Genomic DNA, 12,051 nt, shown 5'->3' on the forward strand with positions numbered 1-12,051 from the left:
ACCAGGAGAACCAGGAGGACCAGGGAAACCAGCAGGACCAGGAGAACCGGGAGAACCCGCATGGACCGCTATCCGCCCATCGCCGACCACGGTCTCGTCGGAGACCTGCAGACCGCGGCCCTGGTGTCGTCCCACGGCGTGATCGACTGGTTCGCGGCACCGCGCTTCGACTCGCCCAGCATCTTCGCCGCCCTGCTCGACCACGACGGCGGCGGCTACTTCCTCCTGGCGCCCGAGAATCCCGAAGGGACCTGGAAGCAGCTCTACTACCCGGACACCGCCGTCGTGGTGACCCGCTTCATGTCACCCGACGGAGTCGGCGAGATCATCGACCACATGCCGGTCCACCCGGGCCTGACGGCGACCGACCGGCACCGCCTGGTGCGCGTCGTACGCTCGGTGCGCGGCACCGTACGCTTCGGCCTCGAATGCCGGCCGCGGTTCGACTACGCGCGGGCCACCCACGAACTCGACCTGACACCCGACACGGCGACGTTCCGGGCCCCCGGGACGACCGCCTACCTGCAGAGCGCCATCCCGCTGGAACGCGACGGGCAGGACGTCCGGGGCGCCATCACCCTCAACGCCGGGGAGTCGGCGGCCGTGGTGTTCACCGTGTGCGCCCCGGACGGCGAGGCGCCACCGCCACCCACCACCGAAGGAGTCACCGAAGAGCTCTGGGCGAACATCGACTTCTGGCAGCTGTGGGTGCGCACCTCGCGCTACCGCGGCCGCTGGACGGAGATGGTGCACCGCTCCGCGATCACCCTCAAGCTCCTCACCTACGCCCCCACCGGCGCTCCGGTCGCCGCCGCCACCATGGGACTGCCCGAGCAGGTCGGTGGCGAGCGCAACTGGGACTACCGGTACACCTGGGTGCGGGACGGCTCCCTGTCGGTACGGGCACTGCTCGACCTCGGCTTCGTCGAGGAGGCGACCCGCTTCACCAACTGGCTCGGCGACCGCCTGCACGACTGCCAAGGACCGGACGACGAACCCCTCCAGATCATGTACCGGGTCGACGGCGACCCACATCTGACGGAGGAGATCCTGGAACACTTCGAGGGCTACCGCGGCTCCTACCCGGTCCGGGCCGGCAACGCCGCCACCGACCAACTGCAGCTCGACATCTACGGCGAGGCCCTCTACGCCATGGCCGAGAGCCGCGAGGTCGGCGAACAGGCGGGCTATCACGGATGGAAGGGCCTCGCCCGCACCCTGGACTGGCTCGCCGACTCCTGGGACCGGCCCGACGAGGGCATCTGGGAGACCCGGGGCGGCCGCCAGGACTTCACCTACAGCCGCATCATGTGCTGGGCCGCCTTCGACCACGGCCTGAAATTGGCAGCCGCGTTCAGCCGCCCGGCCGACACCGCGCGCTGGACCCAGGCCCGGGACGCCATCCTCGAACAGGTCATGGAACGCGGCTGGAACGACAAGGAACAGGCCCTCGTCCAGCACTACGACGGCGAGGTCCTGGACGCCTCCCTGCTGCTCGCCCCCCGCGTCGGATTCCTGGCCCCCCGTAGCCCCGCCTGGCTCAGCACCCTGGACGCCATGGACCGCGTCCTCGTCTCCGACAGCCTCGTCTACCGCTACGACCCCAAGGCCTCCCCCGACGGCCTGCGCGGCTCCGAAGGAACCTTCAGCCTCTGCACCTTCCTGTACGTCGACGCCCTCGCCCGCGCGGGCCGACTCCCCCAGGCCCGCTACACCTTCGAGAAAATGCAGACCTACGCCAACCACGCCGGCCTCTTCGCCGAGGAAATCGGCCCCAGCGGCGAACAACTCGGCAACTTCCCCCAGGCCTTCACCCACCTGTCCCTCATCATGGCGGCGACAACATTGGACAAAGCCCTGGACGCGCTCCATCGCTGAGCCTGTGCCGTTGGCCCCACAGGACAGGGGAGGCGGGCGTGGGGGCCGCGGAGATACGGAAGGCGGAGCTCCGTCGGAAGCTCCTGAACCGGGCCGGGAAGTGGCAGGAGCGCGGCATTGGGCTGCTGATCCTCGCCGCGCTCATGTGGGGCTACGTGGCCTGGCAGTTGCTCATGCCCGGCGGCGCCTTCTCGGGCGGCAGCAGCTGCTACGGCCTGCTCTTCGAGAAGCAGACATACGGCGATGGCACCGTCGCCCGCTGCGTCGTCGAGCGTCCCTGGCCCCGCCTGCTCGGTGTGCTCGGCCTCGGTCTCCGGGCCGCGTTGCTGCCGACCGAAGCGGTCGCCGCCGAGATCGGCGAATCCTGGCGGCACCTGGAGACAGCGGGCGTGTTGGGTGCCTGGGCGGTCGCCGGGCTGCTCCACGCACCGTCCGTCCTGCGCAGGATGGCCCGCCGCGAGTCCGGGCCGCGATGGCGGAACGGCGCCGGAAGGCGATGCAGCGGGTCGGTTAGTGATGTGCCGGGGATGTCGGCCCGGTTCCTGGTCAGGCTGCGTTGGACAGAGGGCGTCCGCCCCAGCGGATGTTCTTTGTGATGCCGCGGCGCCGGAGCAGGCAGCGTGAGGCTTCGCGGCCGATGCGGATGACGCGTCCGTGCACGCGGCGCAGGTAGGCGGCGAGTTTGCGGATCGACCAGCGGGTGAAGGGCTGGCCGAGCTTGGTGGGGCGCTCGTCGGCCTGGACCATGCAGGCCGGCGGTCGGAGGGGGTCGTTCGTCAGTCGGCCGGGCGCGAACGGCCGGGCGGCCGTTGTGTGGTGGCGCAGGGCAGGGTCAGGACCATGCGGGCGCCGTGGCCGGTGCCGTGGGGGGCCTGCGCGGTGAGGGTGCCCCCGTGGGCGGTCGCGATGTCGCGGGCGATGGCCAGGCCGAGGCCCGTACCGCCCTCGCTGCGGGTACGGGCGTTGTCCAGGCGTGTGAAGCGGTCGAAGACCCTGTCACGGTCCGCTGCGGGGATGCCAGGACCGTCGTCGACGACCTCGACGGCCAACTCGTGCTCGGTGGGGCGTACCTGGACGGTCACCGTGGTGTGAGCATGGCGCAGGGCGTTGTCCAGGAGGTTGGTGAAGAGGCGGGCGAGTGCTGTGCGACTGCCCAGGACCGGCTCGTCGGGGCCGGCGTGTGCGACGAGTACGACGGGCCGGCCGCGATAGCGCTCGGCGAGGGTCTGCCGCAGGAGGTCGGACACGCACAGGGGCTGAAGCTTCAGCGGCTGGCGCGCGTCCAGGCGGGCGAGGAGCAGCAGATCGGCGACGATCTCTTCGAGGAGAGTGGTGTCGCGCAGGGCTTCGCGACCAACGGCGGTCCATTCGGCCCGTTCGGGACGGACCAGGGCCAGCTCGAGGCGGGCCTTCAGGGTGGTGAGAGGGCCCCGTAGTTCGTGCGAGGCGTCCGAAGTGAAGGTCCGCAGGCGCCCGACGGCACGCTGGAGTTGATCGAGCGTGCCGTTCATCGTCTCCGCCAGCAGGGCGACCTCGTCGTCGGAGTCGGGGACGGGAACACGGTTCTGGAGACTGTGCGCGGTGATGTCGGCGAACTCGACCCGGATGTTGTCCACCGGTCGCAGCGCCCTGCCCATGGCGTACCAGGTCAGGTAGGCGACCAGCAGCACCAGGAGGGCGGTGCACGGGATCAGGGCCCAGGTCAGTGTGGTGACGGCGGTGTGGGCGGGGGCGAGGTTAGGGAAGGCCTGCACCAGGAACGTCCCCGAAGAGGTGTCGACACTGGCAAGGGCGCTCTCGTCCGCTGGTTCGATGGTCGGTGACGAGTCGGCGGGGCGTGCGGTGACCATGGTGACGTCCGGCAGGGCGGACCGCACCTCGGCCGGAGGCGCGCCGGAGGCGAGTCGGCGGGCCGCCTGGTCGACGTGGTCGCGGGCCGCGGTCTGGGCGGAGGCGATCAGGTTGGTGTGGACGGCGTAGATCAGAACCACCGAGCAGGCGGCGAGCGCAAGACTGGCGACGAGTGCCACGGCAGCGGTGGCACGGCCGCGCACCGTCTGCGGCCGCAGCCGTGGACGCCGTCGGCGCCGGCGGTCAGGCACCGTCGGAGCGGAGTCGGTAGGCCCCGCCGCGTACGGTTTCGATACTGGCCCGGCCGAAGGGGCGGTCGATTTTGCGGCGAAGAGCACTGACGTAGACCTCCACGATGTTCGGGCCGCCTTCGTACGCGCTGTCCCAGACTCGTTCGAGGACGGCGGCCTTGCTGACGGCGATGTCCGGGGTCGCCGCGAGCAGCGTCAGGACTTTGAACTCCCGCGGGGTGAGGGCGATGTCCGTGCCCGCCCGGCGGCAACGGCGGGCTCCCGTGTCGATCTCCAGATCCCCGAAGTGCCGGACGATCTGTCGCTCCGGGCGTGTGCGCCGCATCAGGGCATGCAGCCGGGCGGTGAGGACGACGAACGAGAAGGGCTTCGTGAGGTAGTCGTCGGCCCCGGTCTCCAGCCCCTCTGCTTCGTCGTACTCACCGTCTTTCGCCGTCAGCATCAGGATTGGGGTGTTGTCGCCGGCCGACCGCAGGTGGGCGCAGACCTTGTAGCCGTTCAGGCCGGGCATCATGACGTCGAGAATGATCACGTCATAGGTGTCGGCCGCAGCCCGGGCGAGGCCGTCGAGGCCGTCGCTCACGGCGTCCACCGCGAAACCCTCGGCCCGAAGACCCTGTTGGAGCAGCTCCACGAGCCGGACGTCGTCGTCCATCACCAGCACACGCATGCCGTCCACCTTGCCTCAACGGCGGCGTCGGGTGCTGAAGAGGGTCTTCAGGACGTTCAGCGGATCTTCAGCGGGCGGAGGCGAGAGTCGTGCCGTACTCGTTCCCGGCGGGACCGGGTCCGGATCGCGTCCGGCATCCCCGTGTCCCTCCCCGCATGAAGGGGCTGATCCCATGAAGACGCGATGGCACGGCATCTCACGCCGCCGAGGCCTGCTGACGGCCGGCGCGGTGGCCGCCCTGCTCGCCTCCGGCGGGGTTGCCGCCGCGGCCTCCGGCCAGGGCGGCGCGGCCCAGAACAACGGTGTCACGCTCTCGCCGGTGCCCGGCAATCCGCACCCGCACCACGTGGAGCCGGGGCAGGACGTCCAGCTCACCGAGGTGCCCGGAGCGGAGCCTCACGACGTGCGGCCCGGCACCGCCGTACCGGTGGACGGCACCACCGTCGTCGGCGATGAAGATGTGACGCAGGCGCGGCCGTAGGCAGGACTCCCGGCGACCCGCAGACGGCTCGGTCGGCTGCGGGTCGCTCCCGCAGGCGCCCGGTCGGGAACTCTCGACCGGGCGTTTTACGCAGGGGGACGGAATCCGGCTACGACCGCAGGACGGGCGTGTTCCTGATGAAGCTGTCGAACCCCAGCGGGGGGCGCCCGAGCAGTTCGGCGACGTCGTTCGTCGCCCGGTCGTACCGGTTCTCGCCATGCAGCCGCGCCATCGTGGCGATGTGCTCGAAGACGTGGGGCGGGAGGTCCAGGCGGCCGAGGTCGTGTTCCAGCCACTCCTCGTACGGCACGTCGACGTAGGTCACCGGACGGCCCAGAGCCGAGGAGAACTCGGCCGCGATGGTGGTCATGTCACGGGAGCGCGCCCCGGTCAGCTCGTAGACCCGGCCGGTCGGCATGGCCGGGTCGAGCAGGAGGTGTGCGATGACCTCCGCCACATCGGCCGCGGCGACCGGCGAGGTCCGGGCGGAGCCGAACGGGAGGCGGATCGTGCCGTCCCGCAGGATCGAGGCGACGGCGACCCGCGAGAAGAGCGGATTCTCCATGAACACCGTGGGCCGGACGTGGACGACCGGCGCCCCCGACCAGTCGAGCACGTGCTCGGCCAGCCAGTGCAGTCGCTGCTGCCGGGACTCGGTATCGCTGGTGAGGTCCATCTGCGAGACCGTCATCTGCGAGATGCTCACCAACAGATCGAGGTCGCTCTCCCGGGTGGCCGCCGCGACCGTCGTCGCGGCCTCCAGGTACGCGGGCGACACGCTCATCCCGAAGTAGGCCCGGCGGCAACCGGCCAGCGCCTTGACCACCTCGGCGCCCCGGGTGAGGTCGCCGACCACCACGTCCACGCCGGTCATCGCCCGCAGGGCCGAGGCCCGTTCATCGTCGTGGTGCACGAGAGCCCGGACGGGCACGCCCTCCGCATGCAACCGGTCGAGGACCATGCGTCCGACTCCGCCGACGCCGCCGCCGGCGCCGGTGACAAGGACGGGGTGGACCTGCATGCGATCGCCTCCTGCTTTCCAGACCGGGGCCTGCGGTCAGCTCGGGACCGCGCACCCTAAGGGCTGTCAGCGGGTCCCCCGGGCAGCCGCGGCCGCCCCTCACCTGTTCATGTGACGGGGTGACACAACGACGATGTCAGAGGGACCAGCGGCCCGCAATCTGCCGTACGAAGCCCCAGCTGCGCGGAGCGGATGGCCGCCACATATCCGCCGGGGTCCGCTTCGAGGACGACGACATCGAAGTCAGTGTCCATCTCCAACTCTCCATTGGTGTCGGATGGCCTTGGGTAATCCCGTCGTCGCCGTTCACAGCGCTGGCTCCAGGAGCTCCACAGGGCCGGACAACGCCGCGCGCACCCGGCGGGAAGCCTCATCGACCAATACCTCGGGCACGTCGCGGCTGATCGCGTCCATAGTCTGCGCCGCCACCTCCGCAGCCGGCACTTTCGGAACGTCGAGACCCACGGTGGCGTCGGTGTCTACAGGGCCCACATGCACCCCGACGACCAGTGTCCCCTGCTGTCGCAGACCAACACGCAACGCATTCGTCAGCGACCACTCAGCAGCCTTCGACGCCGCGTAACTGGGCCACCGCTTGTTCACCCGCCACGACGCCACCGACAGCATGTTCACCAGGGCTCCGCCGCCGTTGGCCGCGAGCACCGGCGCGAAGGCCCGCGAGACCGCCCAGGTGCCCAGGTAGTTCACCTCCAGCTCGCGCCGCGCGCCCTCCAGAGATCCCTCCAGCAGGCTTGGCCCGACCTGGATGCCGGCATTGTTGATCACGATGGTGGCGTCGGACGCCGCCACCGCCGCAGCCGCGATCTGGTCCTCGTCGGTGACATCGAGACGCAGCGTCTCGACCCCCGGCTCCCGGACGTCCTCGGGGCCGCGGACGCCCGCATATACCTTGGCTGCGCCCCGGGCGAGCAGAGCACGGGTGAACGCCAGTCCGATACCCCTGTTCGCGCCGGTCACCAGCGCGACCGATCCTTTGATCTCCATGGCCGGACACCTCGTTTTCGTAAGTTGCCGCCGTGCCGATAGAACCGCGGGCCCCGTATCTGGAACATCCAGCCAATAGATGGATAGGCGGTCTGCGGCTTGTCTCTGAACTCCGCAAGCCCATGGCGCCCCCTCCAGGTAAACCGCCGCGCGACCAACACAGCCCGAACGCCGGCGCCGGTCGCCGGCTGACGAGCAACCGGGACTCAACCCAGGGTTTCGCATCAGCAACGGCGCTGCATCACGTGGGCGCGTAGTTCCGGCGCCTTACGGATCTGCTCGTGCTGCTTCACACCAGACGCCTGATCTCCCCGCGCACTCGGTAGAAGCCACCCGAGGAGGAGTGCAGCGCGTCCACCACGTAGCGGGCGCCGGGCTGGCGTATCGCACGCGGGAACTGGACGTTCCAGCTCGGCTCGTAGCCGTCGGAGACCACATGCACCCGCACGCGCCCTCCTTCTTGAATGCACTCCACGACCACCCCGTTCCCCGCTGCGGGGACAGCGCTGACCGTGGCGACGGAGGCGGCGGTGGTCAGCGGTGCGTACGTCGGCAGGGCAGCCGCCAGTTTGATGTCCGCGGCGACCGGGACGGTGCCCGACTGGGCGGCGTTGATCGCGGCCTCGGTCGCGTCGATGCAGGCGAGCGAGCCGTCCGTGGAGACGATGTACAGCCGCTCGTCGTGGTACTGCATGGAGAGCGCCGAGCCGCCCCCGGTGCCGAGCTTCCACAGCCGGGTGCCGTCGGCGGTGAAGCAGTAGACGGAGGAAGCGGAGTCGCCCGCGAAGACGTACCGCCCGCCGGGGGATGTGGCGCACGAGTACACGGCGGCGTCGCACAGGTAGGACGCCTCGATCCGCCCGGTGGACTTGGCGAGCCGCTGGACGACCCGCCGCCCCGTCCCGGCGTAGACCGCGTTCTCCTCCTGCCACCCGAAGAGCACATTGCCACCGGTCGCGGTGTGCCAGAGCTGACTGGTGCCGTCCGCCGCGTACGCCGTCACACCGCGGCTGTGCCCGTGGTACACGGCATGGTCGTCGGCCCGCACCATCCACGCGTTGTCCCCGGACGAGTTGCGCGACCACTGGAGCTCGTCCTCATGGTCGATGACCGTGAGCCCGCCGTTGCGGTCGGAGACGCTCAGCACGCCCGCGTGGATGTCCAGCCAGAAGATGTCCACCTCGGCCGCTATCTCGTAGGCCGCGAACGGCACCTTCGAGGAGAGGTCGTACACCCGGCCGTCGTCGCAGCCCGCGTAGATCCAGAAGTCGTCCGCCACCAGGCACTTCACACCGTCGGGCAGCGAGTAGTGAGCCAGCACCTCGCCGGCATGGCTCAGGTTGTAGACGTCGCCGTGCTGGTTGCCGACCCAGCAGCGGTCCTCGTCCACATGGATGCCGAACGCCGAGGCGCCGGTACGGAACCGCCACAGCACCGGGGCCGTCGCCCGCGCCGTGGACGGGGCGGAGGTCACCTGACGGCGCGTCACGGGGCGGGCCGCGCGCTGCCCCTGGACTGCGGGCGCGTACCCCTTCCGTACCTTCTCGGCTATCTTCTTCGCCGCCGCCGCATTCGCCTTCTCGACGGTCGGAAAGGTGGAGATCTGGCGCTGCCCGTCCACGCCGATCCGCCCGTACCGCACGGCGACGGTCGTCCCCGCGACGGTCACCTCGTAGAACTTGTGGGCACCGCCGTCCTCCTGAGACAGCTCCAGATACGTCGTGTTCCCCGACTGTCGTGCCTGCGCAGCGGACACAGCACACCCCTCCCCTAAGGCCCCGGTCGGCCAGTACGACCGATCTCCAGTGATTCCAAGCTAGCGGTCACCACTGACATCGACGCCGCCGCCGATTGTTCGTCGCGGGTCCGGCTTGAAGGGCGGCGTGGGCACGGCAAGACCCGATGGTCACGGCTGCTGGGCCGGCTTGATGTTCTGGTTGGCGTGGAAGAAGTTGTCCGGGTCGTACGTCCGCTTGACCTGTGCGAGCCGGTCGTAGTGGCCGCGGTAAGTGGCCCGGACCCGCTCCTGGCCCTCGCCCTGCCCCATGAAGTTCACGTACGAGCCGCCCATGGAGTACGGGTGCATCTCCTCCCAGTAGTCGACACACCACTGCTTGATGGTCTCGGCGTTTGCCGGGTCGGGGTCGACACCGGCGAAGACACCGGACCAGACGGCATCCCGGTAGCTCCACGCGGTGTCGTCCCGGCCCACCCGATGGGCGGCCGCGTCGACCGGGTAGAGGTGCATCAGCGAGAGCGGGGTGGGGATGTTCTCGCCGTACTTGAGGTGCACGTCCACGGCGGCGTCCGGGATGCGGTCGAAGAAGTCGCCGCGCCAGTACCACTGGTACCCGGTGGGAATCAGGTCGTCGAGCATGCCCTGCAACGCGGGATAGGGCATCGGTGCCGTGAAGTGGAAGGCCGGCGGTCCGGGCTCCCGCACCGACGTGAACGCCTCTTCGAAGCGGCCGGGATCACCCGTGTAACACCCCACCATGCCGCACACCTTCTGCCCGTGGAGTTCTTCGGGGAACGGCGGGGCGGGCGGGACGGTGAAGAGCGAGAAGAAGCCGTACACGTCCTCGGGTGCCTGCGGGAGGAAGTCGCGGTACCACGCCAGCACCTCGCGGGTGTGATCGACCGGCCACACGGTGATCGCGACCCCGACCGTGTCTACCGGGTGGAGCCGATAGGTGAAGGAGGTCACGATGCCGAAGTTGCCGCCGCCACCGCGCAGGGCCCAGAACAGGTCCGGGTGCTCGGTCTCGCTCGCGGTGACGAAGCTGCCGTCGGCCAGCACCACGTCCGCAGCCAGCAGGTTGTCCACCGTCAGGCCGTACTTGCGGGTGAGGTAGCCGTGGCCGCCGCCGAGGGTCAGGCCCCCGACGCCGGTCATCGAAACGATGCCGGTGGGTGTGGCGAGCCCGAAGGCGTGGGTGGCGTGGTCGAGGTCGCCGAGCCGGCTACCACCGCCGACCTGGGCGGTTCTCGCGGCGGGGTCGACACGCACCCAGCGCATCGACGACAGGTCGACGGTGACGCCGTCGTCCACCAGACAGAGGCCGGGACCGCTGTGTCCGCCACCCCGGACGGTGAGTTCCAGGCCGTTGTCGCGGATGAAGGTGACCGCAGCCATGACATCCGCGGCGTCCGCGCACCGCACGATGGCGGCGGGACGCTTGTCGATCATGGCGTTGTAGACCTTGCGGGCCTGGGAGTATTCGGCGCCCTGCGGACCTATGACCGGTCCGCGCAGCGTGGTCTGCATCGCTTCCAGAGTTGCGCTGTCCATGACCATCTCCTGAGGGAGGCGCGGACCTCATCCCACCCGGCTCGGGCGTTCTCCGGCTGCAACTGCCCAGGTTCATCTCCCAGGGTCCGGGCCGCCGATGGTCGGTTGTGTGCCAGCGACCAGACACCGTTCCCGACCCGAAGCGCAAGCGGACGCGGCAGGGCTGATATGACCAGCGTCCCGCGCGCTACGGAGCCATGCAATTCCAACGGCTTACTGCTCGCCGTGCCCCGGCGCGCTCACAGCGCGGTTCCGTACGCGTGCTCTGCGTGTACAGGGTACCCGGATACGCCAGAAACCCGCCGGGGCAATGCCGGCCATGGGTTGATCTTTCGGTGGATGTGCAGCACCAGATCGGCCATGCGCATCGAAAGTGTCTTCCGCCTGAACCTATAGAACCCTTAAGCGAGATTCATCGCCCCAGGTCAGGAAAGCACTTTCGCCATTCTGCTTCGACAGCTGCCGCACCCAATCGAAACATTGAGGCTGACCGGCGACCAGAAGAATGCGTCAGCCGTGAGAAACTACAACCCTCGGGTCAGAATACAAGGCCATGGCGCTCGATGACGGCCGGAGTAACCGGCCAGTCGAAGTCAATACCATAGGCTGCGGCCATCTCGGTCAGCAAACTTTCACTCAGGGGGTCGGTAAGCCTGGTGCATTCCTTGAAGAAGTCTTCGAAACCGGCGGGCGAGATGACCTCCAAGACTGCTGCCGGTTCGTCCGTGTTGTTCCAGAAGGTGTGCCATTCGTCGCGCGGCTTGAAGATCCACTCACCGGCCGAAGCGTAAATTTCCTGGCCATTCGAGATCGCTCCTATCTCGCCACTTACAACGAACGTGTATTCGTCCTCGTTCTTATGACGGTGCATCGGGCCACCCAGAGCTCGCGGCTCGAACAGGTGCTGGACAACGGAGAATCGACCACCCGTGTCGCCGCCGTTGATGAGGTACCTATTGCGCATGCTTCCGATGGGAGGCTCCGGGGGAGCGTCAAGCTTTCCTATAATTCGTGCGCGAGTCTTCGGCTCGGTCATGGCGTCTCCAAAGGACTAACTGTGGAACCTGTGGGCTACTTGGATCCCTCAAGCGTCGCGAATTCGAGTGGTTCGGGGTCATTTTGACGCTGTAGGTGTGTTGCCGTGGTCGAGTGCTGGGTGAATGCGGATGGCCTCGTCGCGGCGTTGCCGGTCAGTCCCGGCAGCTATCGATCGTGATCACCTGCGTCCGTGATCGGCTCCCTCAGCCATCAACTGGCCTTCTGGAACTGCTCACGTCACCTGCCCCAACACACAAGACACCGCTCGGCGTTGATGCGTAACACATCTCAACTCGCCCACGACCTCCCTGCCCTGTAGCACCTCGGCGCAGGCTTCCGCCGCGACCCGGACGCTGTCGTCACCGGGCTGTCCAACCCTTGGAGTTCGGGCCAGGTAGCAGGCCACGCCGCGCGACTCCCGCGGCGCGGCGGCACGCGGCCTGGCCCTACGTTGCGTCGGCTCAGCTAGCCTCACCGTTTCACTTGGGGACGGCTGACTCCGGGGCGGAAATGCGAAAGTGCCTTCCTGACCTGGGACGATGAACCTTGCTGAGGGGTTCTGTC

General features: G+C 68.8%; 10 protein-coding genes and 2 pseudogenes. 3 read left to right on the top strand and 9 right to left on the bottom strand.

Annotated features, from left to right (window positions below; all coding sequences use genetic code 11):
* Positions 1 to 60: 60 nt before the first annotated feature.
* A complete protein-coding gene (locus AB0D57_RS31195; protein ID WP_362080436.1) occupies positions 61 to 1,878 on the top strand; it encodes a glycoside hydrolase family 15 protein in 1,818 nt (605 codons plus the stop codon).
* A 299-nt stretch (positions 1,879 to 2,177) separates the two neighbouring features.
* Positions 2,178 to 2,392, top strand: a pseudogene (locus tag AB0D57_RS31200) (ABC transporter permease); the annotation flags it as partial.
* A 77-nt stretch (positions 2,393 to 2,469) separates the two neighbouring features.
* On the opposite strand, the pseudogene AB0D57_RS31205 reads toward AB0D57_RS31200, so the two are convergent.
* From AB0D57_RS31205 to AB0D57_RS31215, 3 genes and pseudogenes are all read right to left on the bottom strand, one after another.
* Positions 2,470 to 2,607: pseudogene (locus tag AB0D57_RS31205) on the bottom strand (IS630 family transposase); the annotation flags it as partial.
* A 47-nt stretch (positions 2,608 to 2,654) separates the two neighbouring features.
* Positions 2,655 to 3,980 carry a HAMP domain-containing sensor histidine kinase gene (locus AB0D57_RS31210; protein ID WP_362080439.1) on the bottom strand — a complete coding sequence of 442 codons (1,326 nt, stop codon included), beginning with the start codon at positions 3,978 to 3,980 and terminating at the stop codon, positions 2,655 to 2,657.
* Positions 3,973 to 4,650, bottom strand: a complete 678-nt coding sequence (locus AB0D57_RS31215) for a response regulator transcription factor (RefSeq protein WP_362080442.1) — start codon at positions 4,648 to 4,650, stop codon at positions 3,973 to 3,975. Before AB0D57_RS31215 ends, AB0D57_RS31210 begins: the two co-directional genes overlap by 8 nt.
* A gap of 172 nt (positions 4,651 to 4,822) precedes the next feature.
* Between AB0D57_RS31215 and AB0D57_RS31220 the strand changes: the two genes are divergently transcribed.
* On the top strand, positions 4,823 to 5,131 hold the full coding sequence (locus AB0D57_RS31220) for a hypothetical protein (RefSeq protein WP_362080446.1): 309 nt from the start codon (positions 4,823 to 4,825) through the stop codon (positions 5,129 to 5,131).
* Positions 5,132 to 5,240: 109 nt separating this feature from the next.
* Here the strand turns inward: AB0D57_RS31220 and AB0D57_RS31225 are convergent, their stop codons facing one another.
* The 6 genes from AB0D57_RS31225 to AB0D57_RS31250 form a co-directional block, all read right to left on the bottom strand.
* On the bottom strand, positions 5,241 to 6,152 hold the full coding sequence (locus AB0D57_RS31225; RefSeq protein ID WP_362080449.1) for an NAD(P)H-binding protein: 912 nt from the start codon (positions 6,150 to 6,152) through the stop codon (positions 5,241 to 5,243).
* Between the two features lie 107 nt (positions 6,153 to 6,259).
* Positions 6,260 to 6,406, bottom strand: a complete 147-nt coding sequence (locus AB0D57_RS31230) for a hypothetical protein (protein WP_362080474.1) — start codon at positions 6,404 to 6,406, stop codon at positions 6,260 to 6,262.
* A gap of 52 nt (positions 6,407 to 6,458) precedes the next feature.
* On the bottom strand, positions 6,459 to 7,157 hold the full coding sequence (locus AB0D57_RS31235; protein ID WP_362080452.1) for an SDR family oxidoreductase: 699 nt from the start codon (positions 7,155 to 7,157) through the stop codon (positions 6,459 to 6,461).
* A 289-nt stretch (positions 7,158 to 7,446) separates the two neighbouring features.
* Positions 7,447 to 8,913 carry a WGR domain-containing protein gene (locus AB0D57_RS31240; protein ID WP_362080455.1) on the bottom strand — a complete coding sequence of 489 codons (1,467 nt, stop codon included), beginning with the start codon at positions 8,911 to 8,913 and terminating at the stop codon, positions 7,447 to 7,449.
* A gap of 150 nt (positions 8,914 to 9,063) precedes the next feature.
* Positions 9,064 to 10,449 (bottom strand): FAD-binding oxidoreductase, encoded by a 1,386-nt coding sequence (locus AB0D57_RS31245; RefSeq protein ID WP_362080459.1) that lies wholly within the window; start codon positions 10,447 to 10,449, stop codon positions 9,064 to 9,066.
* 538 nt (positions 10,450 to 10,987) lie between these two features.
* On the bottom strand, positions 10,988 to 11,485 hold the full coding sequence (locus AB0D57_RS31250) for a cupin domain-containing protein (RefSeq protein ID WP_362080462.1): 498 nt from the start codon (positions 11,483 to 11,485) through the stop codon (positions 10,988 to 10,990).
* Positions 11,486 to 12,051 lie beyond the last annotated feature (566 nt).

The sequence above is a fragment of the Streptomyces sp. NPDC048275 genome (assembly GCF_040652275.1).
Lineage (GTDB): Bacteria > Actinomycetota > Actinomycetes > Streptomycetales > Streptomycetaceae > Streptomyces.

Coding starts and splice junctions, on each gene's coding strand:
- AB0D57_RS31195 (WP_362080436.1), top strand. CDS start 61: ATGGACCGCTATCCGCCCATCGCCGACCACGGTCTCGTCGGAGACCTG.
- AB0D57_RS31215 (WP_362080442.1), bottom strand. CDS start 4,650: ATGCGTGTGCTGGTGATGGACGACGACGTCCGGCTCGTGGAGCTGCTC.
- AB0D57_RS31220 (WP_362080446.1), top strand. CDS start 4,823: ATGAAGACGCGATGGCACGGCATCTCACGCCGCCGAGGCCTGCTGACG.
- AB0D57_RS31225 (WP_362080449.1), bottom strand. CDS start 6,152: ATGCAGGTCCACCCCGTCCTTGTCACCGGCGCCGGCGGCGGCGTCGGC.
- AB0D57_RS31230 (WP_362080474.1), bottom strand. CDS start 6,406: ATGGACACTGACTTCGATGTCGTCGTCCTCGAAGCGGACCCCGGCGGA.
- AB0D57_RS31235 (WP_362080452.1), bottom strand. CDS start 7,157: ATGGAGATCAAAGGATCGGTCGCGCTGGTGACCGGCGCGAACAGGGGT.
- AB0D57_RS31245 (WP_362080459.1), bottom strand. CDS start 10,449: ATGGACAGCGCAACTCTGGAAGCGATGCAGACCACGCTGCGCGGACCG.
- AB0D57_RS31250 (WP_362080462.1), bottom strand. CDS start 11,485: ATGACCGAGCCGAAGACTCGCGCACGAATTATAGGAAAGCTTGACGCT.